23 protein-coding genes and 1 tRNA gene are annotated in these 21,182 nt (G+C 67.2%); 6 read left to right on the top strand and 18 right to left on the bottom strand.

Annotated features, from left to right (window positions below; all coding sequences use genetic code 11):
- Window positions 1-6 precede the first annotated feature (6 nt).
- Together E7Y32_RS09840 and E7Y32_RS09835 are read right to left on the bottom strand one after the other, a co-directional pair.
- Entirely contained in the window at window positions 7-1,599 is a 1,593-nt protein-coding gene (locus tag E7Y32_RS09840; protein ID WP_146336952.1) for an ABC-F family ATP-binding cassette domain-containing protein, read from the bottom strand.
- Window positions 1,600-1,800: 201 nt separating this feature from the next.
- Window positions 1,801-2,418, bottom strand: a complete 618-nt coding sequence (locus tag E7Y32_RS09835) for a hypothetical protein (RefSeq protein ID WP_146336951.1) — start codon at window positions 2,416-2,418, stop codon at window positions 1,801-1,803.
- Window positions 2,419-2,676: 258 nt separating this feature from the next.
- Between E7Y32_RS09835 and E7Y32_RS09830 the strand changes: the two genes are divergently transcribed.
- Window positions 2,677-3,543, top strand: coding sequence for an SDR family NAD(P)-dependent oxidoreductase (locus E7Y32_RS09830; RefSeq protein WP_146336950.1), 867 nt, complete (start codon window positions 2,677-2,679; stop codon window positions 3,541-3,543).
- Between the two features lie 188 nt (window positions 3,544-3,731).
- Here E7Y32_RS09830 and E7Y32_RS16415 read toward each other — a convergent pair whose 3' ends face one another.
- From E7Y32_RS16415 to E7Y32_RS09785, 9 genes are all read right to left on the bottom strand, one after another.
- Entirely contained in the window at window positions 3,732-4,061 is a 330-nt protein-coding gene (locus tag E7Y32_RS16415) for a hypothetical protein (RefSeq protein ID WP_261382400.1), read from the bottom strand.
- A gap of 410 nt (window positions 4,062-4,471) precedes the next feature.
- Window positions 4,472-7,060, bottom strand: a complete 2,589-nt coding sequence (locus E7Y32_RS09820; protein ID WP_186466970.1) for a cation-translocating P-type ATPase — start codon at window positions 7,058-7,060, stop codon at window positions 4,472-4,474.
- 157 nt (window positions 7,061-7,217) lie between these two features.
- Window positions 7,218-7,481: an SHOCT domain-containing protein gene (locus E7Y32_RS09815; protein ID WP_186466969.1), complete on the bottom strand. Its 264-nt coding sequence runs from the start codon at window positions 7,479-7,481 to the stop codon at window positions 7,218-7,220.
- 47 nt (window positions 7,482-7,528) lie between these two features.
- A complete protein-coding gene (locus E7Y32_RS09810; RefSeq protein WP_222433441.1) occupies window positions 7,529-8,413 on the bottom strand; it encodes a DMT family transporter in 885 nt (294 codons plus the stop codon).
- An 80-nt stretch (window positions 8,414-8,493) separates the two neighbouring features.
- Window positions 8,494-9,171: a TIGR00730 family Rossman fold protein gene (locus E7Y32_RS09805; RefSeq protein WP_146336948.1), complete on the bottom strand. Its 678-nt coding sequence runs from the start codon at window positions 9,169-9,171 to the stop codon at window positions 8,494-8,496.
- The gene (locus tag E7Y32_RS09800; protein WP_146336947.1) at window positions 9,168-9,896 is read right to left on the bottom strand and encodes an ABC transporter ATP-binding protein; all 729 of its coding nucleotides are present in this window, start codon (window positions 9,894-9,896) and stop codon (window positions 9,168-9,170) included. Before E7Y32_RS09800 ends, E7Y32_RS09805 begins: the two co-directional genes overlap by 4 nt.
- Window positions 9,893-10,999 (bottom strand): ABC transporter permease, encoded by a 1,107-nt coding sequence (locus E7Y32_RS09795; protein WP_146336946.1) that lies wholly within the window; start codon window positions 10,997-10,999, stop codon window positions 9,893-9,895. The genes E7Y32_RS09800 and E7Y32_RS09795 overlap by 4 nt, the downstream gene beginning before the upstream one ends.
- A gap of 23 nt (window positions 11,000-11,022) precedes the next feature.
- Window positions 11,023-11,688, bottom strand: coding sequence for an isoprenylcysteine carboxylmethyltransferase family protein (locus tag E7Y32_RS09790; RefSeq protein ID WP_146336945.1), 666 nt, complete (start codon window positions 11,686-11,688; stop codon window positions 11,023-11,025).
- Window positions 11,678-11,941 (bottom strand): DUF2933 domain-containing protein, encoded by a 264-nt coding sequence (locus E7Y32_RS09785; protein WP_146336944.1) that lies wholly within the window; start codon window positions 11,939-11,941, stop codon window positions 11,678-11,680. Before E7Y32_RS09785 ends, E7Y32_RS09790 begins: the two co-directional genes overlap by 11 nt.
- Window positions 11,942-12,162: 221 nt before the next feature.
- On the opposite strand from E7Y32_RS09785, the gene E7Y32_RS09780 reads away from it, so the two are divergent.
- Complete coding sequence (locus E7Y32_RS09780) at window positions 12,163-12,504, top strand: heavy-metal-associated domain-containing protein (RefSeq protein WP_146336943.1); 342 nt, start codon at window positions 12,163-12,165, stop codon at window positions 12,502-12,504.
- A gap of 60 nt (window positions 12,505-12,564) precedes the next feature.
- Here E7Y32_RS09780 and E7Y32_RS09775 read toward each other — a convergent pair whose 3' ends face one another.
- Together E7Y32_RS09775 and E7Y32_RS09770 are read right to left on the bottom strand one after the other, a co-directional pair.
- Complete coding sequence (locus E7Y32_RS09775) at window positions 12,565-13,002, bottom strand: hypothetical protein (RefSeq protein WP_146336942.1); 438 nt, start codon at window positions 13,000-13,002, stop codon at window positions 12,565-12,567.
- A 47-nt stretch (window positions 13,003-13,049) separates the two neighbouring features.
- Window positions 13,050-13,499: a universal stress protein gene (locus E7Y32_RS09770; RefSeq protein ID WP_146336941.1), complete on the bottom strand. Its 450-nt coding sequence runs from the start codon at window positions 13,497-13,499 to the stop codon at window positions 13,050-13,052.
- Window positions 13,500-13,711: 212 nt separating this feature from the next.
- Here E7Y32_RS09770 and E7Y32_RS09765 point away from each other — a divergent pair, with 212 nt between their 5' ends.
- From E7Y32_RS09765 to E7Y32_RS09755, 3 genes are all read left to right on the top strand, one after another.
- A complete protein-coding gene (locus E7Y32_RS09765; protein WP_146336940.1) occupies window positions 13,712-14,188 on the top strand; it encodes a hypothetical protein in 477 nt (158 codons plus the stop codon).
- Window positions 14,189-14,322: 134 nt separating this feature from the next.
- Window positions 14,323-14,967 carry a DUF305 domain-containing protein gene (locus tag E7Y32_RS09760; RefSeq protein WP_146336939.1) on the top strand — a complete coding sequence of 215 codons (645 nt, stop codon included), beginning with the start codon at window positions 14,323-14,325 and terminating at the stop codon, window positions 14,965-14,967.
- A gap of 82 nt (window positions 14,968-15,049) precedes the next feature.
- Complete coding sequence (locus tag E7Y32_RS09755; protein ID WP_146336938.1) at window positions 15,050-15,931, top strand: F510_1955 family glycosylhydrolase; 882 nt, start codon at window positions 15,050-15,052, stop codon at window positions 15,929-15,931.
- 800 nt (window positions 15,932-16,731) lie between these two features.
- On the opposite strand, the gene E7Y32_RS09750 is transcribed toward E7Y32_RS09755, so the two are convergent.
- The 5 genes from E7Y32_RS09750 to galU all read right to left on the bottom strand — a co-directional run bounded on the left by E7Y32_RS09750 (window position 16,732) and on the right by galU (window position 20,352).
- Window positions 16,732-16,804 (bottom strand) — tRNA-Ala (locus E7Y32_RS09750).
- A 48-nt stretch (window positions 16,805-16,852) separates the two neighbouring features.
- The gene (locus E7Y32_RS09745) at window positions 16,853-17,653 is read right to left on the bottom strand and encodes an SDR family oxidoreductase (RefSeq protein WP_146336937.1); all 801 of its coding nucleotides are present in this window, start codon (window positions 17,651-17,653) and stop codon (window positions 16,853-16,855) included.
- Between the two features lie 79 nt (window positions 17,654-17,732).
- Window positions 17,733-18,500, bottom strand: a complete 768-nt coding sequence (locus E7Y32_RS09740) for a hypothetical protein (protein ID WP_315897975.1) — start codon at window positions 18,498-18,500, stop codon at window positions 17,733-17,735.
- Between the two features lie 321 nt (window positions 18,501-18,821).
- Entirely contained in the window at window positions 18,822-19,442 is a 621-nt protein-coding gene (locus E7Y32_RS09735) for a GNAT family N-acetyltransferase (protein ID WP_146336936.1), read from the bottom strand.
- Between the two features lie 4 nt (window positions 19,443-19,446).
- Window positions 19,447-20,352, bottom strand: a complete 906-nt coding sequence (gene galU, locus E7Y32_RS09730; protein ID WP_146336935.1) for a UTP--glucose-1-phosphate uridylyltransferase GalU — start codon at window positions 20,350-20,352, stop codon at window positions 19,447-19,449.
- 110 nt (window positions 20,353-20,462) lie between these two features.
- On the opposite strand from galU, the gene E7Y32_RS09725 reads away from it, so the two are divergent.
- The gene (locus tag E7Y32_RS09725) at window positions 20,463-21,092 is read left to right on the top strand and encodes a 5-formyltetrahydrofolate cyclo-ligase (RefSeq protein WP_146336934.1); all 630 of its coding nucleotides are present in this window, start codon (window positions 20,463-20,465) and stop codon (window positions 21,090-21,092) included.
- The last annotated feature ends 90 nt before the right edge of the window (window positions 21,093-21,182 follow it).

Below are 21,182 nucleotides of genomic sequence, written 5' to 3'. Positions count from 1 at the left end.
GCGGGCCTAGGCGGCCCGCTGCCCGACCTCTCCGGGGCCGGCGCCGGCCGCGCCGAAGATGAGCTGGCGGGTGGCAATCTTCTCGGTAAAGAACCGGTCATGGCTGACCACCACGACCGCGCCGGGGAAATGCAGCAGCGCCCGCTCCATCACCTGGGTGCTGGAGAGGTCCAGGTGGTTGGTGGGTTCATCGAGCAGCAGCACCGAGGCGCCGGAGAGCAGGCACTGCGCCATGGCCACGCGCGCCTTCTGGCCGCCGGAGAGGTTGCCGATCTTCTGCTTGAGGTCCGCTTCGGAGAACTGGAACATCGCCAGGAAGCGGTTGACGGACTTCTTCGTGGCGCTGAACGCCAGGCTGTCCGGCAGGGCGTTGACCGCGTGCGAGACGGTATCGCCGTCGTCGAGCTCTTCCAGCATCCGGTTGTAGGACACGAACCCGGGGCCCTTGGCCCAGGCCACCTCGCCGGTGTCGGCCTGCTCCTCGCCGGTCAGGACCTTCAGCAGGGTGGATTTGCCGCTGCCGTTGGCGCCGAGTACCGCGATCCGGTTGCCCTTGCGGATTTCGAAGCTCAGGTCCTCGAACAGGAGCTTGTCGCCGTAGGCCTTGCCCAGCCCCTGCACCCGGCAGAGGACGTCCTTGACGTGCAGGCCGCCGTAGATCTCAGTGACGATCTGGTCCACGGGACGGGGTGTGCGGGACTTCTTGATTTTGGCCAGCTGGTTGCCCAGCCCGCGGCCGGCGGCCTTGGCGGCTTCGCGGCGGTCGGCGATCCCTTCGGCTTCAAACGCGAGCAGTTCGGATTCGTGCACGAACTGCTGCTCAAGGGTCTTGAGCCGGAACTGTTTCTGGATGACGTATTCGCCGAAGTTTCCGGGGTATTCGTGCAGGTGGTAGTTCTCCACCTCGATGATCCGGGTGACGACGGCGCCCAGGAACGTCCGGTCGTGCGAGACGATCACGGCCGCTCCCTTGAAGTCGCGGAACCAGTTCTCCAGCCATTCGACGCCGGCGACGTCGAGGAAGTTAGTGGGTTCGTCGAGCAACAACACGTCCGGACGCTCGAGCAAGATCTTTGCCAGCGCCGCCCGGTTGCGCCAGCCACCGGAGAGCGCATCGATCGCGCAGTGGCGGTGGGCGTCGTCGAACCCCAGGGTGGTCAGCACGGTGTCGATGCGGCGCGGGTAATCCCAGCCGTCCAGCCGGTCCATGTCCTCGAAGAGTGCGGCCTGCCGCACGATCAGCCGGTCCAGCTCATCGGCGGCGGGGTCCGCAGCGATGGCGGCGTCGATGGCGGCCAGTTCGGCTTCCACGGCCTTGATCACGGCGAAGAGCCCGTCGAGGACCTCGGTGATGGTCGATTCGCCGTTCAGTTCGGAGAACTGGGAGAAGTAGCCCACCCTGGTCCCGAGTTCGATGCTGACCGTGCCGGTATCCGGGGCCACCTGGTCGAGGATCAGCTTCAGGATGGTGGTCTTGCCGGATCCGTTCTTGCCGATCAGGCCCACCCGGTCCCCGGGTTCGAGCCGGAAGAAGGCCTCACGGAGGACCTGGTTGTTGTCGAAGCGGACGCTGACGTCATGCAGCCGGATCAGGCTCACTAATGCTGTCCTCTCAAGGAATCTTGCCCGGCAGGCGGGCCTGGAGGCTTGCGGGAGCCTTCCTTCAGACTATCCGGTTCGGCGCAGCGGCCGGACCGCGGGACGCTTCGGGTTGGCGCGATGGGCTGCCGGGAGCAGCAAAAAGCCCCGCACTGCGCCGTTTCGCGGGGCGGTGCAGTGCGGGGCTTTCCGGGCAGCGGACTACTTGCCGGATTTGCCTGACTTCTCGTGTGCGGCCCTGGGTGCGACGGCGGGCGCCTGCGCGGGTGCCGACTTGGCGGTTTTGGCGCCGTAGGAGGGCACGGCCGGGGTGGCGGCGTGCTCGTTGCGGTCCTCGGCGGCGTTGGCGAGGCCGGCGGCGCGGTGCGCAGCGGCGTTCTCGTGGGCCCAGGCGCTGTTGCCGCGCTCCGAGGATTCGCCCTTGGCGTCGGAATCGTCATCGCCGGCGTCGTCTGCCTCGTCATCCTCGGCCGGAGCGGGAACTGGAGTGGTCTCGGCGGGCTCCGGGGCCGGAATGGTCTTGGTCGGCCCAGGCGCCGGAGTAGTCTCGGCCGGCTCCGGGGCAGGCGTAGTCTCCGTCGGCTCTGGGGCCGGAGTGGTCTCCCTCGGCTCCGGTGCCGGGGTGGTCTCAGTCGGCTCCGGGGCCGGGGTGGCGGTCGCCGACGGGGCCGGAGTGACGGTGGCGGCCGGGTCGGAGATAAGTTCGGTGGCGGTGGCAGCCATGGCGGCGCCCGCACCGCCGGTGACTACGACGGCGGCGACAACGGTCGCCTTGCCCGCGGTGCCGAGGGCGCTGAGCCAGGTGAAGATTCCTGCCATGGGTGGTCCTTCCAGAGTGCTTACATTGAGGCTCGCGGACGGTGCCGCACAGCCAACCGCCGGCAACGTTACCTAATGCAAAGTGCGGCAGCGGTCCAGGAAGCAATTCCTGTGGCATTCCTTGGGAAAAACTCCGGCGGCGGTGCGGAAAGCACGTCGCGACGACCACGCCGCCTTAGGCGGCCGGAATCAATGCGGGGCACGTGTCCGGCCGCGACGGGTCTTGCCGTCCTCCGCCGCAGAGCGTAAGAGAGAGGCATGGAATCACATGGGGGCGTCCTCCGCGGACGCGTTGCCGTGGTGACCGGGTCCACCCGCGGTCTGGGCTTCGCGATGGCGCGGCGCCTTGGCAGCCAAGGCGCGACGGTGGTGGTTTCCTCCCGGTCCGGAGCCGACGTGGCGGCGGCCGTCGAACGGTTGCGGGCGGAGGGGATCCCGGCGTTCGGACGACGCTGCGACACCGGTGACTTCGCCGGCGTCGAGGCACTTCGCGACGAAGCCCTCTGCCACGGGACTCTCGATATCTGGGTGAACAACGCCGGAGTTTCGGGCGTCTACGGACCGACGGCGTCCACGCCGGTCGAGGATTTCACGCAGGTTCTGCGCACAAACATCCTCGGCACCTTCCACGGGTCCAGGGTCGCGCTGCCAGTGTTTCTCGCCCAGGGCCACGGGGACCTCGTCAACCTGTACGGCCAGGGCGACCGGGGGCCGGTGGCGCTGCAGAACGCGTACGCCTCCAGTAAGCGTTGGGTCCGCCAGTTCACCGAAACCTTGCGTCGGGAGACCAGGGGCACCGGCGTCCGGGTGCACGGGATGAACCCCGGCCTGGTGACGACGGACCTGCTGCGACGCATCACATCCCAGCCGGGGTACGAGCAGCGACTTGGTGGGCTGCAGATCGTGGTTGCACTCTGGGGCCAGAGTCCTGACGAAGCCGCGCAGCCGCTCCTGGACCTCGTCACCTCTCACGCCGCGGAGTTCCGGGATCTGACCAAAGTGGCCTTGATAACACGGGGGGTGCGCAGCGTGCTGGCGGGGCGCCTCCGCCGCGCCAACCGCATGCCATTGGACGTCATCGTGCTGGGCAATCAAAGGCCAGCGGCGCGTCACCAGCAACATTAGGCCTTACGCCCGGGCTCTCGGCGGCGCCCGAAACCCTGACAAACTGTGGAGCTAAGGAGATTCGAACTCCTGACCTCTTCGATGCGAACTCGGAATCACGCTGATTCACGCGCTCTCACGAAATCAGCCTCTGACCTGTGGCTGCTTAGACCTGGCCTCACGTGGGCTCACGGAGGATCACGTCCGGATCACTGGTCAATTGGTTCAACGATGAGCAGATCCTCGTAAACGTGGCGGTTCCGGTAGGGACAGGGGGAGACGATTCCGGCCGTTTCGGTGGCGGCATACGCATCGAAGGGCGTGCTCCCCCACGCGGCCTCCAGCTCCGCGGCGGTGCGCAGGGTGAGGACTTCGGAGGCGGACATCACCCCTTCCGGTGAGATGTGCGGCCGTCCGGCGCGCTGCTCAGCGGCGAGGGGCTTCAGCGCCGAAGCGTAGCCCACAAGGAGCCGGGGCTGGAACCGGTTCAGCGCCGCGACCGTCTCCTCCATCGGCGGGAGGCCAGGACGGTCGCCCATTCGGAACGGTCCCAGATGAAGGTCCCGCGCCGACCGGTGGTTCCGGCCGTTGCCGCAGCCCACCACCGGCCTTTCCACGGCACCCCCGGGTCTCCCCCGCTCTGCGTCAGGGCCCGAAGGTGGTCCTCCAACTCCGCAAGCCTCAGGCCCGGTGTGGTGACGGCTTCGTCGAAGTGTTCCATCAGGTCCGCCTTTGTCACGGGCGGCAGGCGGTCCAGAGGGGCGTCATGCAGGCCCGCGTGATGGCGCCGATAGAACTCAGAGCCCGCGTACGTTGCCCGGCGCAGCTCCCCCAGGGCGTGATCCTGTTGGGCAGCGATCCGGGCCGCGTCCCAGTGGTCCCGTCGCCGCCACGCGGCCCGCAGGAACAACACCCGGGAGATGAGACGCAGGTCCATGGCGGTGGTCGTCTAGCGGGTCCCGGCAGGGGCCAGCGGTCGGTCAGCACGCGCCGTCGTGGCCTCGGGCGTTTCCGGCCGGGGCAGCCGGAGCCGTTTGAGCAGAAGGGCGTTAACGGCGACCAGGAAGCTGGACCCGGACATCGACAGGGCCGCGATCTCGGGGCTCAGGACGAGGCCGGCGAAGGCGAAGACCCCTGCCGCGATCGGCAGGGCTATCGCGTTGTACCCCACGGCCCAGCCGAGGTTCTGCCGCATCTTGCGCAGGGTGCCTTTGCCGATCCGCAGCGCGATGGGCACATCCAGCGGGTCAGAGCGCATCAGTACAAGGTCGGCTGTTTCGATCGCCACATCCGTGCCGGCGCCGATGGCGATGCCGAGGTCGGCCTGGGCCAGGGCGGGGGCGTCGTTGACGCCGTCGCCGACCATGGCGACTTTCTTCCCGGCCTGTTGCAGTTCGGCGATCTTCGCTGATTTGTCGCCGGGTAGCACCTCGGCGATGACGGAGTCGATGCCCAGCTGCCCGGCGATCCTCCGGGCCGTCGCCTCGTTGTCTCCAGTGAGCATGACGATCTCGATCCCCGACTCATGCAGTGCCGCTACCGCGGCGGCCGCGGTTTCCCTCGCGGCATCCGCCAGGGCGATCACGGCCGCGGCCTTGCCGTCGACGGCGACGAGGACGGCGGTCCGGCCGGTGGCGGCCAGTTCATCGCGGACCGCGGCCAACGGTCCGAGGTCGATGCCTTCGTCCGCCATGAGTTTGCGGTTGCCGACCAGCACCCGGCGTCCGTCCACGGTGGCGCCAGCCCCGTGTCCGGGAACGTTGCGGAAATCCGAGGCGGCTAGGACGGGTGCGCTGTGTTCCCGGGCATGCCGGACGACGGCGGCGGCGAGCGGGTGTTCGGATTCCTGCTCCACCGCGGCGGCCAGGGTTAGGAGTTCGTTGTGGTCAATGCCCTCAACGACGACGTCGGTGACTTCCGGTTCGCCCTTGGTCAGGGTTCCGGTTTTGTCCATCACGACGGTGTCGATCCGGGCGGAGGTTTCCAGGGCCGTCGCGTTCTTGAACAGGACGCCCCGTTTCGCGCCGAGGCCAGTACCAACCATGATGGCCGTCGGTGTCGCGAGCCCCAGCGCGTCGGGGCAGGTGATCACCACGACGGTGATGGCGAACAGCAAGGCCGCCTGGACACCGGCGCCGAGGGCGAGCCAGGCTCCGAAGGTCAGGGTTCCGCCCACCAGGGCGACCAGGACGAGCCAGAACGCCGCCCGGTCGGCCAACCGCTGGCCTGGCGCCTTGGAGTTCTGGGCTTCCTGGACGAGTGCCACAATCTGGGCCAGGGCGGTGTCGGCTCCGACCTTGGTGGCCCGGACCCGCATCGTACCGGTGGTGTTGATGGACGCGCCGATCACTTCCGAGCCGCTGGTCTTGGTGACCGGAAGGCTTTCCCCGGTAACCATGGACTCATCGACCTCTGACTGGCCGTCCTCGACTTCCCCGTCAACGGGGATTTTCGATCCCGGCCGGATCAGCAGCAGGTCCCCGGTCTGGACTTCGGAGGTGGGGACTTCGACGGTGTCCCCGTCGCGGATGACGACGGCGACCGGCGGGGCGAGCTCGAGCAGCGTGCGGATGGCCTCGTTTGCCCCGCCGCGTGCTCGCATTTCGAACCAGTGGCCCAGCAGCACGAATGACGTCAGGACGGTGGCGGCTTCGTAGAACACCTCGCCGCCGCCGGTGAAGGTAACCCAGACGCTGTAAAGCCATCCGGTGCCTACCGCGATCGCGACCAGGACCATCATGTCCAAGGTGCGGGCCTTCAGAGCCCGGTAGGCGCCGTCGAAGAAGATCCAGGCGGAGTAGAAGATCACGGGCAGGGAGAGGATGAGGGCCATGACGTCGTCGCGGAGGCCGAACGGCGTCGGTGCGGTGAAGCCGAGCATGTCCCGGCCCATCGGGGAGAACAGCGTCACGCCGACAGACAGGATCGCCGCTACGAGGAACCGGTTGCGCATGTCCTTGACCATGTCATCCATCGACATCCCGCCGTGGTGTCCGCCATGGCCCATCAACTCCTGCGGGGTCCGGGTCGTCCCGGCGTTCGGGCCCGCACCGTGGCCGACGTGGCTTTCCGCCGGCGCATGGACATGGCCGTGTTGGGGTTCCGCGGTTTCCGGCGCCCGGCCCGCGTGCATTCCCCGGTGATCAGGTGTCGGGTGCACATGCTCCGGCGGGTGTGCAGCACCGGGGTGGCCGTGCCCGGACGGCGGATGGCCGTCGGTGTCATGCCTTGTCTGGGTGGTGAGGGCTGTTTCGTCCATCGGGTAGCAGATGTGGTCGGGGACCGATTCGCCCCGGCAGTGGTATCCGCACTCACGGATCCACCCGGAAATCTGCTCCAGGGAGGTCACGCTCGGGTCATAGCTCACGGTCGCGGTCTGGGCGACCGGGTTCGCGTCGACGGAGGCGACTCCCGGCCGCTGCAGCAGCACGTGTTCAACAACCGCTTTGGAGGTTGCCCAGTGCAGGCCGCGCACTTCCACGACAGTGCTCTTCAGAGGCGTGCTCGTTGCTCCGTCGGGCTTCGGGCCGGAAGTCATGGTGCGTCCTTTCGCAGGGGTATCCGAGGAGGACAGCGGCGCGGCTCACCAGCTGTCGGACCTTCACTGCGTAGCGGCCCCGCCCGCGACGACGTCTTCCGGTCCCCAGACCGTATACCCCCTAGGGGTATTCGTCAAGGTGGTGGAGAAGGGTTCTTCACCGTTCTCCGCGGGCGTGTCGGAGGACGGTGAGGCGGGCGGTGTATTCGCTTTCGTCGATTTCGCCGCGGGCAAACCGTTCGGCGAGCAGGTTTTCCGCGAGGCCCGGTCCCGGTGTGCCGGCCTCGTATCGGCGGCCTCCGGCTCCCGTCGAGCGGGCGAAGAGGATGATGGCGGTGATGACGGCGCCCCAGAACAGGACAAAGCTGACTCCCATCAGGATGTAGCCCCAGACGCCCATGTTCCCGTCCCAATACATCATTGCTGTTGTCCTCTCTGCGCACAGATGCACCGGTGTCCCTGCGTTCACTATCGCCCCGTGCGGTGCGCGGGGTCAGAGTCTTTGGTCCCCCGCCCTTTTCCAGTGCCGTGGCGGGGCTGGCCGAGCACAAGCCAGAGTGAGGCCAGGACCAGTCCAGCGCCGGCCGCTGCCGCCGGGGGCGGCCGTTCCCCGGGGAGGAACAGCGAGACGCCGAGGCCAATGACGGGCACGAGCAGTGTCCAAGTGGTAAGGAGGTCCAAGCGGGAGTGCGCGGCTTCCCTAAACCAGGCCACGAAGGCTGCGGCCGTCCCGACAAGGGAGAGGAAGAGCAGGACGATGATGAACTGCGGGGTCCAGTTGATCGCCTGAACCGGTTCCCGGACGGTTGCCATCGCGGTGAGCAGGGTCCCTCCGATCAGGAAGTGCCAGGCGCTGGCGGCGACCAGGTCCGTACTGTCCAGGCCCCGGGCGAGCAGGGTTCCGGCGGTGACGGCTGCGGCGGCGAGCAGGGACAGCCAGGCTCCAGTCCCGCTGCCACTGCTCAGTCCGACCACTAGTAGGCCGGCGAATCCGGCGGTGATCCCGAGCAGTGTCCGGCCCGACAGGGCCTCCCGGTAGATCCACCAGGCGGGCAGGATAATCAGTAGGGGCTGGGCGTTCGCCAGGACTGCGGCGGCGCCGATGGCCATCCCTGCGGTCCCGGCAAACATGGCGGCGAAGGCAACCGTGACGTTGGTGACCCCCATCAGTGTGATCAGCGTCCAGGTCCGGGGTCCCCGTGGCATGCCCCGGCCTTGGACCAGGCAGAGCAGCAGCAGCGCAGCTGCCGCGATGAGTGCCCGGAGGGCCGCGAACCACAGGACCGGAGCGTCCTGCAGGCCCAGCCTGATAGCCAGAAAACAGAGTCCCCAGGCTGCAGTAATCCAGAGCATGGTTCCCGGGCGCGGCGCTCCCCTGCCCTGTCCTGCGGCGCCTCGTCCGGCGTCCGGGCCGTTCATCGGACGCACCGGGTTCAGGTGCCGAGTTGGCGCAGGTGGCACTGCCGGATCAGTTCCACGGCTTCGTCGACGTCGTCGGTGCACCGCAACAACTGGATGTCAGCGGGAGCGATGAATCCCTGATCCTGGAGCCGGTCCCGGATCCAGGCCATGAGGCCGGCCCAGTGCCCGGTCCCGATCAGGACCACGGGGAATTCATGAATTTTTCCGGTCTGCACGAGTGTCAGGGCTTCAAAGAGTTCATCCAGGGTGCCGAATCCGCCGGGAAGGACCACGAAGGCCGAGGCGTACCGGACAAACATGAGTTTCCGCGCGAAGAAGTACCGGAAGGTCATAGACACATCCACGTAGGCATTGAGCCGCTGTTCGTGCGGGAGTTCGATGCCGAGACCGACGGATGTGCCCCCGGATTCCGCGGCACCGCGGTTGGCAGCTTCCATCAGGCCCGCCCCTCCCCCGGTGATCACCGCGAAGCCGGCCTCCGCGAACCGCGACCCCAAAGTCCGGGCGTTTGCGTAACGGGGATCGTCCGGTCCGGGGCGCGCGGATCCGAAGACGGCGACCGCCTTGCCCAGCCGGCCGGAGAGCAGACGGAATCCGGCATCGATTTCCGTGCTGATCCTTTCCATCCGGGCCGGATCGTCGGCCGGGTCAGCGAGCGCCGCGAGCAGTTCCTCATCAGTCATCTTCATGACAGTGATCCTGGCGTGTGCATGCGGCAGTGCCGGTCGTGTTCCCCGGGCTCTTCCGTGGTGAGGCGTCCGTCCTCGATGGTGATGACCCTTTTCGCGGCCGTCCGGAGCCGCTGGTCATGGCTGACGATGATGACGGCCCTGTTCTCCCGGCACGCCGTCTCACACAGGAGCAGGGTCACGTCCTGTCCGGTCTTCGCGTCCAGGTTCGCGGTGGGCTCGTCGGCAAGGATCAGCCGGGGATCATTGGCCAGGGAGCGGGCGATGGCCACGCGCTGCTTTTCACCGCCGGAGAGGTCCCGGGGCAGGTTCCGCAGCCGGTGCCCGAGCTCGAGTTGTTCGAGCGCAGCCCGGGCTCTGGCCCGAGCCTCCTTGCGGGGCATCCCTGCCGTGATGAGGGGCATCATGACGTTTTCCTCCGCGGTGAGCGCCGAGAGCAGGTTGAAGGTCTGGAACACGAAACCGAACTCCTTCAGCCGCAACCGCGAGAGCTGCGCGGGGCCAAGAGCGGACGTGTCGTGCCCGGAGATGAGGATCGTGCCCGTCGTGGGTGACATGAGCGTGCCGATCATGGACAGCAGGGTCGTCTTTCCAGATCCGGAGGGTCCCATGACGAGCACAATGTCCCCGGCGTCAACGTGGAGGGATACATGGTCCACGGCGGTCACCGCGGTGTGCCCGGACCCGAAGGTCTTGGAGACATCTTCGACGGAGACGACGCTCATGCCCGGAACACTTCCGCCGGGTCGATGCGGGCCAGCCGGCGGGCCGGCAGCAGCGAGGACACCAAGGCCATGGCCAAGGTGACCGCGAAGATCCAGCCGGCATCGAGCCAGCGAATTTCCGTGATGAACTCCGGGACATAAATTCCCGCGGCGGCGCTGACGGCCAGGGCCAGTCCCGCGCCGACAATATACCCGAGCACGGCTGCGGTGACGGCCTGTTCGACCACGACGGCGTAAAGCTGGCGGTTGCTCACCCCGATGGCCTTCAGGACACCGTATTCGCGGGCTTTTTCGATGGTCGAGGTGAAGATGGTCAGGCCGATGACCGTCATGCCCACGGCGATCCCGATCAGCAGCAGGACCAGGATGATGGGCAGGAAGGTGTCCCGGACGATGTTCGTGTTGTTTTCCACGAACCTGTCCTTGGTGATGGCATCCACCGCCGGGTCTGCTTCGATCCGGGACGCAACGTCGTCTGCGTTGGTGCTCTCATTGACCGTGACGAGGAAGAAGTTCGTGGCTCCCGGAAGCTGGAGGATGCTCTCTGCGTCTTCCTTGGTAGCGAACGCGAAGGAGAAGCTGAGGATGTATCCGCCTTCTGAATAGCCGGAAACTTTGAGCATCCTCCCGGCGACCGGAATGGTGTCGCCGATCCGGATGTTCTCGCTGCGCCCGACCACGCGGTCGATGATGATCTCGCCCTTGTCCGGGACGCCTTTGCCCTCGACCACCCGTGCGGGGGCCCCGACGTTATTCTCAGTGTCGTCGGCTATGACGTACAGGTTGATGTCCTTGCCGTTGTGCGCGAACGCGACCCTTCGGCCACTGAACGGTTTGGCGCTGGCAACGCCGGGAACACCGGTGAGGAAATCCCGGACGGTCAGGGGCAGCACGGATGGGGTGTGGAACATGTCGGTCGCGCCGGACTGGGTTATCCAGTAGTCGGCTGGCACGGTGCGGATGTATTCGCCGATTTTGTTGCTCCAGCCCTGATACAGGCCCTGGATGCTCATGATCAGCAGCACACTGAACGCGACCCCGCCGACGCTGATCAGCAACCGGGTCTTTTCCTGAACCAGATTCTTTATGGCCAGAAAGAGCATGGAGCCACCTGCTTGTCCTGCCGTCACGGCCCCTGCGTTTGCCCGGTGCCGGCGGGGCGGTGTCCGAACCGGGGAATGAATCCGGGGACCTGCCGCCGGTAGGCGGCATAGGCTTCACCGAACTCGGCCTCCATCAGATGTTCTTCCTTCCGGGCCAGACGCAGGTACACGACGACCAGAACCGGGAACATCACCAGGGTCAGCAGCGTTGGCCACTGCAGCAGGAACCCGGCCATGATGATCAGGAAACCCGCGTACTGCGGATGCCGCATCCTGGCGTAAGGGCCTGTGGCCGCCAGGTGGCGGTCCCGCTGGGCTGCGAATAGGACCTGCCAGGACCGGTACAGCAGGATGAACCCTGCCGCGATCAACACGTTGCTGAGCAGGTGCAGCGGGCTCAGGTGCGGATCCCCCTGCCAGCCGGTCAGGTCCTGCCACAAATGCCCCGAATTGTGGTTCAGAAGATCCACGCCCGGGATCCGGTTCCCCAGCCATCCCGAGAGCAGATAGATCGTCAGCGGAAAGCCATACATCTCGGTAAAAAGAGCGACGATGAACGCGGAAAACCCGCCTAGGGCCCGCCAATCCAGTTTCGTTCTGGGTCGGACGAAACTGAACGCGAAGATTATGAACACCGCCGAGTTGATGATCACCAGCCACCACAGGTCATAGCCGAAATCAGTGGACATGCCCGCCCCCTCCCCCGGCCCCGGGCCGGCTGCCGCCGTGCCCGCCGTGGCCCCCGTGGCCGCCGTGCATGAACAGGTGCATGCCCATCATGAGCACCACCCACAGGTACGGCAGGGCATCCAGGATATGGAGCCAGTGGTTGGTGACCAGATATACGGCAGCGCCGGCGATGAGGACGGTGAGCAGGGCCTGCACCCAGGGCCTGCTCGACCCCGGGGGCACATACTGCCGCGGCTCGGGCCGATTGCTCATACCCCGAGTGTTGCCGCCGGGGCAGGCGCCGGCTAGAGCCTTAGGACCCCAGGCACCGACGAGCCGGACCAGCCGCTCGGCGGGGTGCCAACCATTGCCACGCATACCCCTAAGGGGTATTGTTTCGGTGTTGCCAGTGACGTGGTTTGTCCAGGCCCAGGCCGTTACAGCCGTTCAACCGCAACAGCCCTTTCCTACCCCTGCTTCAGAGGAAAACTGACATGTGCGGAACACCCGAAACACGAACCCAACTCCCCCTCGCCTCCACAGCGCAGCACGCCTGCAGCTGCTGCTCGCCTGCCGCCCAAACGACGGCGGCCCCGGCCGCGGAACACCCGGCGGCTCCCGTCTCCGGATCCCAGTTCGCCTTGGAAGGGCTGACCTGCGGACACTGCGTTCAGACCGTGGAACAGGCCGTTTCGAGCGTGCGGGGGGTCAAGTCCGCAACAGTGGATCTGGTCCCGGGCGGCACGTCGCGGCTGAACGTCGATGGCACCGCGGACCCGCTCGCAGTGGCCGAAGCCGTACGCTCCTCCGGCTACGTCCTGACCGCCTCGCAGTAGGCTCCGTACGAAACGCCGGCCCCGGTGAACGGCAACCCCTGCCACCGCGCCGGGCCGGGTTCAGTGGCCTTCGGTGTGGTCGCCGGTATGGTCCAGGGTGGGTGCCGGGCCGGGAGCCGGTTCCTCTGCAGTACCACTGATGGCCGGGCCGATGACGAACGCGGACAGGGAGAACATGGCGGCGAAGACCAGCAGTCCCAGGAATGGTGCGATCCAGCTGCCGAACCGACGGTAGAGGCGGACCAGCATCGGAATGGACGCGAGGAGACCCAGTGCCCCGAACACGACTGTGCCGCCGGATCCGGCCACTAGGGCGGTGCCGGCGAGCAGGCCGACGTGGTGCAGCACGTGCGGCAGGAGCCCCATGATCAGGCCCACTGCGCCGACCACCGTGTGCCACAGCGCGTGGAGCCTGCCCCTGACGTTCCGCCCGGCCGGAACCGTCCCGCCGTCGGGGCCGGGCCCCCGGTGCAGGTGGGAAGAGTGGTCAGCGGTCACGGCCGCTGCTTCGGGGGCAGAGGTCCCCCGCGCGGATCATTCGGGCCTCATTCGTCACCGGTCCGCGACCGGGTTCGGACCACCAGTACAGGACAGGGCGAGTGATGAAGGACCTGTGACGACACTGAACCGAGCAGCAACCCGGCGAATCCCCCAAGCCCGCGGGAACCGACGACGACCAGGTCGGCGTCCTCGGCAGCCCCCAGGAGCATGGCCGCCGCGTTGCCCTGAACGACATCACCGATCACTGGCACGCCCTCGCTGTCAACACGCTTCAGTGCCTCGTTCTGGAGGCGTCGTGCGGTCTGCGGGAAGACATCCGGGTCATGGATCAGCCCTTCCATCCCGACCGTGACGGGCGGGAACTCCCACGCGGTCACGGCCCTGACCTCGCCGTGGCGCAGCCGAGCCTCCGTGACCGCCCATTCCAGCGCGAGGCGGGAAGGGGCCGAACCGTCCACCCCGGCCACGATCCTGAATCTTGCTTCGCCGTCCATGAGCGCCACCCCCTCCATGAGGTACCTGCCGTTGTTGTCTTCAGTGTCATGCGGGCAGGGTTTGGGCCGCTAGGGCCGAAACTCCCTGTCGGGCTCACTACCCCGGCGGGCGGGGTGAAACCAAACCGGCCGCAGGATCGTTGTTCTGCATAGTGCCCTGCCGCAGGGCCGATAGTCTTAACCGGACAGCCCCTGACGCGAAGGAGGACCGCATGACCGTACTGGCATCAGCCCGCGCGATCGCGTTCCTCCGCCGTGCGGGCCTGCTCACCGCCGTTTTGGCCCTGATTGCCGGGATTTTCGGCATGCACGTCATGACGGCAACGCACGCCGCGCACTCCCCGACCATGCCGGCCGCCACTGTCAGCGCCCATCACGGATCATCCCCTGCCGGCCACACCGGAGAACATGCGGCCGGGCCGGCTGCTGCCGCGGCCATGCCTGCGGCGCAGGCGGATGAGAGCACACGAACCGCGCAGTGCACCGAGTCCGGCAGTTGCACCAGCGTGCATTCGATGACTGACCCCTGCACCCCGTCAGCGAAAGCCGGATCCCTGGCCGCACCGTTGCCAGGGACCGTCATCGTCAGCCGAAACATGACCACCGGGACCCTTAGCGCGTTCAGCGCGCAGTGGTCCTACCGTCCCGGCAGTCCTTCCCCGGGCGATCTCTGCATCAGCAGGACGTAAACGGCGGGCCGCGCCGTGAGCTGACCGGCGCCCACCCCTGCCCGGCACTCCTCCCTGAGAGCCCGGCACATCACCGATGCACACCCACCGTGGCGCCTCCGCGCCCGCTGATGTCTTGAAGGACTTGAACACGCATGATGACCAACAAATTTCTGACCCTTTCCGCCACCGCGATCGCCGCGGCACTTGCCCTCGCCGGATGCTCTACCGGAACCTCCGGATCGTCAGCCACGTCCAGCACCTCTGCTTCGGGCGGCAACTCCATGCCGGGCATGGACCACAATGGCTCCGGAATGATGTCCAGCAGCACCCCTGCGGCCTCCACCGAGCACAACGACGCCGACACGATGTTCGCCCAGGGAATGATCCCGCACCACGAACAAGCCGTGAAAATGAGCGAGACGATGCTCCACAAGAAGGACATCCCCGCAGCCGTAACCGACCTGGCCACCCGGATCAAGGCCGCGCAGGCGCCGGAGATCGAAACGATGACCGGCTGGCTGAAAAGCTGGAACGAATCCGCGACCATGGGCGCAGGCCACAGCATGGACGGCATGATGGGCGAGGACGATCTGAAGCAGCTCGACACGGCCCAGGGCACTGAAGCGGCCAAGCTCTTCCTGAAACAGATGATCGTCCACCACCAAGGTGCCGTCATGATGGCCAAGACCGAAACTTCCCAGGGCAAAAACGCCGACGCAATCAAGCTCAGCAAAGACATAGTGACCGCCCAAGAATCGGAAATCAAGGAAATGCAGGACCTGCTGGCCACCCTGTAAACAACCGGTGTCCAACGGGCGCCGGTCCTCACAGGCCGGCGCCCGTTCCTGCTCATCCCCCAATCAATCCTTGGAGCTCCCCATGCCCAATCTGTCCCGCGCCCGCGTCCGCACAACAGCTGCCCTGGCAGCCGGCACCGGCCTCATCCTTGCCCTGTCGGCGTGCAGTCCGACCACCGGTGCGGCCGGACCCGCCCCTTCAGGGAATGCCACCAGCCCCATGCCGGATGCGCATATTCACGGTCTGAGCGTCAGCAGTACAACCGGCCAGGTGCTCCTGGCCACCCACGATGGCCTGTTCGACGTGACGAAGCATCCAGCTGCCAAAATCGGCCCCACTAATGACCTGATGGGTTTCACCGGCGCCCCCGACCACGGCGTACTCTACGCGTCCGGGCACCCCGGCGAAGGCTCTGACCTGGCCAACCCCATCGGGCTGATCAGATCCACCGATTCCGGTAAAACGTGGGAAAAGCTCTCCCGCCAGGGTGAATCCGACTTCCACGCACTCACCGCTACCAAATCCGGCATCATCGGCTTTGACGGCGCGCTGCGCACCAGCCCGGACGGGAAAACCTGGAACACCGTGACCGCGAATTTCGTTCCGGCCGCCCTCGCCGGAAACCCCACCAGCGACACCATTCTGGCCACCACCCCGCAAGGGATCCGCCGCTCAACGGACGGCGGTAAGACCTGGGCAACGGTGAACCCCGGACCCGTAATCCAGTTCGCTGCTTTCGCCAGCCCCGCCGACGCGGTCGGAATCGAACCCGACGGGACAGTCCACACCTCCGGCGACGCCGGCGCCACCTGGACGCGAAAGGGAAAGATCCCAGGCACCGTTCAGGCAGTGGCGGCAGTGAAGGGCCCCGGGGCAACCCTGTCGGTCTGGGCCGCCACGGCCGGTGGGCTCATCTTCTCTTACGATGGCGGGGTGACGTTCACGCCCGCTGGCACATCCTGAGCGCTGATGCGTGACCCCTTCATGTTCCTAGTCGGAGGATCCGCCGTTGCCGCCGCCGTCGGGTTCTGGATTGCTTTCAACCGTCCGGGCCGCAGGCCAGCGGGCAAACGGACCGGGGCGCGCCGCTGGGTGACATCCGGCTGCGTTGTGCTGGCCGCGGGCGGTCTTGATATTGCGACCGCATACGGCCTCGGCGCGTCCTCCGGAGGCGGGAGCGGCATCACCATGGAGGTGGGCTTTGCCATGATGACACTCGCCGCTGTCTGGTCCATCTTCCGGGAGGAGATCCTGCGGTACCAGCTTAGGATCGGTACGGCTCTTTACGATTTACCAAGACCGGCAGAACCTGCGCTGATTCGGGCCGCCGAATACACCGGCGTCGTACTTCGCATTCTGTTGTTTGGCGAAACGCGCTCGGTTCCCACGTGCCCCAGGAACGTCGAACCTATTCCCAATGCAGGGCGGCCGAAGATGAGGGCGCCCCCGGACCCGACCCCACGATTCGCCGGCGCGGCCGACCGTGGCCGACATCCTCCCGAGGCATCTCCGATTCGGCAGCATCCTTTCGGTCCCGGCAGGATTGTTCCTCGTGGTCATCTAAGACCATGTGCGCCGATGGCGCGCGGATTCGATTCTAAAGGTCGGCGCTTGGGACATAGGCCTAAGTCGCTACGGACCTAGGTACTATCCCAGCATGAGTACATGCACATTGGACCGCTCGCGGCCGCCGACTTTTCCAGCAAAGTGTTTGGAAAGTGTTTATTCCGGGCAGTGGGTACCTCAAAAACCCCTGCAAACTGTGGAGCTAAGGAGATTCGAACTCCTGACCTCTTCGATGCGAACGAAGCGCTCTACCAACTGAGCTATAGCCCCGCAACAACGCCGTTCCCTCAGGGGAACGGCGCCATCAACGTTCCTAGGCTACAAACTATCCGCGTGCATTGCCAGCCAGCCCTCGAATGTCTGCGTGCCGTGTCGTTCTTCGGGCACCAGGTTCAGGCCGGCCCGCAGGTATTTGCCCATCGCCCCGGGCAGCGGAAACTCCACCAGGCGGCCGCGCGCACCCGTGGCCCGCTGCCAGGAGCGTGCCAGCTCGCGCATGTTCACGATCTCCGGTCCCCCGATGGTCCTGACCCGGTGCCGGGCGCCGGAGGGGGCTTCCAGCGCGGCGTCCAGCAGGGCGGCGGCCACCTCGGTGTGGGCGATCGGCTGGAACCGGGCGCCCTTGACCACAGGCACCAGCCGCACCCTCGCGCCGGCGGCGAAGACGCGCGCCAGCAGGGAATGGAACTGCGTGGCGCGGAGCACCAGGGTCTCGAGACCGGAGTGCTCGTAGACCGTTTCCTTGGCCGCCTTGGACCGGTAATAGCCGGCGCTGCTCCGGTCGCAATTGACGATCGAGAGCATCACCGCCCTCCCCACGCCCGCGTCCTGCGCGGCGGCCAGCAGCCGCGCCCCGCCGTCGGCGAAGTTCTTCCGCGCCTTGCCTGAGAACCCTTCAAGGCAATCGACGACGACGTCGGCGCCGGCCAGCGCCGCCGCCAGCCCCTCCCCGGTGGTGACATCGGCGCGGAAGTACTCCGCGCCATCGATGTGCCCGGCGGTTCCCGGCGCGGGCGGATTGCGGCTGAGCACGGCCACCCGGTGTCCGCCGGCAACCCCCTGGCGCACCACTTCGCGGCCCACCTGTCCGGTTCCGCCTGCAACGCAGATTCTTGTCATGCGCCTCAGGCTACCGGCAGCGGGCAACAAAAAGCCCCGGACAGCCGAATTGTCGGCTGTCCGGGGCGGAAGTTCAGGATCAGGCGCGGCGGCGCTGGAGCACGTCGTCAAGGTTGCTGAGTGCGCTTTGGCCCTTGCCCAGCGGCTTCGCTTCCGGGGCGGCCGTCTCGGGCTGCCGGACGGTGGCCTGCTTGAGCGAGGGTTTGCCGATCGCCTTCGGGGCCGCCGGAAGGTCCAGCGGCTGCGGCGCGGCGCGTTCGGCCTTGGGTGCCTCGACGTAGGTCGGTTTGGGCACTTCCACGGGCTCCCAGCTGGAGCCGTCCGCGGCGGCCGGATCTGCCACGCGGCGCACGGACGGGTCGCCGGACGCGGCAGCCTCGGCCAGGGCGGCCTGGCGCAGTTCGTCGGCCGTCAGGGGTTTGGGGGCGGGCTTGGGTGCCGCGGCGCCGGCCTCGGCGTCGAACAGCGCGCTTTCCTTCGCAGGGACCGTCGCACTGGCAGAAGCGGCCCGGTCGGGCGGGGCTGCGGCGCCGTGCGCCGGGGTGCCCATGGCGGAGCGGAACGCAGCGTTGAGCTTCCGCCGGCGGTCCCGCACGGCAAGCCGGCGGAGCACCACCACGGCCAGGACCGCGCCGAGCAGGGTGGAGACGGGAAGCCAGCCGGAGCCAAGGCCAAAGAGCCGGAGGGCGGCGGATACCACGCCGGTCAGCAGCGAGAGCAGGCCGGCCAAGGCCAGCAGCAGCCGGCCGTAGCGGATCCGGAAGGCCGGGGCGGGTGCTGCAGGCTTCCGGGCGCCGTCGAGGTCAAGGGAACCCGGTGCGGACTCGGGGCGCTGCGTACTCGTCATCGGTTTCTCCTGCGGGGCCGCCATTTTCATGACATGCCCGGCTTGGGGGTCTGCTTTTCCTAGGTCCGCGACATCCATCAGGAGCTCGCCCGCTGACTGCAGCTGGGGGCGGCCGTTCCGGAGCATGTAGGGAGCCACCCATACGATCCAGAGCGCAACAGCAATGACAAGGATCACTGAGCTGCTAAGAGGGAAGTCCACAGTCAAAACCGTATGAGCAAGACGGCGGCGCGGGTGGCATTGCCGCCGGTGTGTCGCGAGGCAACTGCCAAATCGCTGGAAATATGTCGAAAGCGCTGGTCAGACTGGGGTTTCCCGCGGCTAGGCGGGGCGGTTTTCCAACCACCGGGCCAGGAGCCCTTCGGGCACTTCCTCCGAGGTCAAGGCGAAAGTGCGGTGGTCCGCCCATTGCCCGTTGATGTGCAGGAAACGCGGCCGGTATCCCTCGTCCCGGAACCCCAGTTTCTCCACCACGCGCAGGCTGGGACCGTTTTCGGGCCGGATGTTGATTTCCATCCGGTGCAGGCCCAGGGTACGGAAGCAGTAGTCCGTGGCCATCGCGACGGCGGTCGGGGCGATTCCCTGCCCGGCGCGGTCCTGGTCCACCCAGTACCCGAGGGTGGCCATCATGGCCGAACCCCAGACAATCGAGGAGACCGTCAGCTGGCCCACGATCACCGGTTCCTTGAATCCCGGGGTCCAGGCCGCGATAACGAACGGCAATGCCGTGGCCTGGGCGGCCTGGGCCTTGAGGGAGCGCACCATCTGCCGGTAGTCGGGCAGCCCGCCGCCGGGACCCGGGTTGGAGGCTTCCCAGGGGGCCAGCCACTTCTCGTTCCGGGCCCGCACTTCAGTCCATTCCCTGCGGTCCCGGTACCGGATCGGGCGCAGCACAATGTCGCCGCACTCCAGGGTCACCGGCCAGGCGAAGCTGCCCCCCACGGGATTATTTGGTCAGGCTGGAGGCGAACCCGGGCAGCCATTCGCGCAGGCCGGGGCCCAGGTCCTCGCTGTCGCAGGCGAGCTGGACGCAGGCCTTGAGGTAGCTGAGCTTGTCACCGGTGTCGTAGCGGCGGCCGCGGAAGACCACGCCGTACACGCCGTAGCCCTCCCCCTCGCCGGCGGAGAGTTCCTGCAGGGCGTCGGTGAGCTGAATTTCGCCGCCGCGGCCCGGTTCGGTCCGCTCCAGGACCTCGAAGACCGCGGGGTGCAGGACGTACCGGCCGATGATGGCCAGGTTGGAGGGAGCCTCGTCGACGTCGGGCTTCTCCACGAGCTGCTTGATCCGGACGTAGTCCTCGCCCTCGACGGCCTCGACGTCGGCGCAACCGTAGGCGCTGATCCGGGAGGGATCGACCTCGATCAGGGCGACGACGGAGCCGCCGGTCTTGGCCTGGACCTCGATCATGGTGCTGAGCAGTTCGTCGCGGGCGTCGATCAGATCGTCACCGAGCAGCACGGCGAAGGGTTCGTAGCCGACGTGCTGCTTGGCGCGCAGCACGGCGTGGCCCAGGCCCATCGGGTCGCCCTGGCGGACGTAGTGGATGTCGCCGAGGTTGCTGGCGGCCTGAATGGACTCCAGCTTGGCCGTGTCACCCTTGGCCTCCAGCGTCGCCTCCAGCGTGGGCACGCGGTCGAAGTGGTCTTCGAGGGCCCGCTTGTTGCGTCCGGTGATCATCAGGACGTCGTTGAGGCCCACGTTCACGGCTTCCTCGACGACGTACTGGATGGCCGGCTTGTCCACGACGGGCAGCATCTCCTTGGGCATCGCCTTGGTGGCGGGAAGGAAACGGGTGCCGAGGCCCGCTGCGGGGATGACGGCCTTACGGACGGAGGCGTTGGGTGTAATCACTCGACTAATCTAGCGGAGGGGGCAAACATCAGGTAATTCTCCCCCGCCGGCAGGGCTGCCGTGGCCGCCCTGCACGACGGCGCCGCCCGGCCGAAAGGACAAGCCCGCACATGAGCAGCAAGGACGAGATCCGCTCCCATCACCGGCGCGGCCGGGCCGCCCTCTCGCAGCCGGAGCTGGACGCCGCCGGCGCAGCCCTCGCCCGGCACGGCCTGGCGTGGGCATCGGCTCTGGCCGACGGCGGGCGGCGCACCTTCGCGGCCTACCTCGGCGTCGGCTCCGAGCCTCCCACCCTCCCCCTGCTGGCCGCGCTGCACAACGCCGGCCACCAGGTGCTGCTCCCGGTCTGCGAGCCCGGCCTGGCCTTGAGCTGGGTGTACTGGACCCCCGCGTCGGAGTTTGTCCGCAGCCGCTTCGCCCCCATCCAGGAGCCCGTCGGCGACCGGCTCGACACCTCCGTGATGCTGGGGGTGGCCGGCCTCTTCCTGCCCGCCACGGCCCTGGACCGCACCGGCAACAGGATCGGCCAGGGCGGCGGTTACTACGACAAGTTCCTGGCCGCTCTCGAGGAACTGCCGTGGGGCGTGCCGGTGTCCCCGACCGGACCGCTGCCGACGGTGGCCCTGGTGTATGACGCCGAGGTGCTGGCCGCCGGCAGCATTCCCGCGGAGTCCTTCGACCGGAAGGTTGCTGCCGCGTTGACGCCGGGGGGTCTCGTCCGGCTCTCCGACCAGCCGTAGCCGCGCCCGCCGGGTGATAGAATTGGCACTCAGGCCCTGCGACTGCTAATGCCAGCGTTTATGGCACAACAGCCCGGGACCTGCTCGTTT

Origin of the sequence: Arthrobacter sp. UKPF54-2 (assembly GCF_007858535.1) — a bacterium.
Lineage (GTDB): Bacteria > Actinomycetota > Actinomycetes > Actinomycetales > Micrococcaceae > Arthrobacter.
This window is presented reverse-complemented; position numbering and strand designations above follow the sequence as displayed.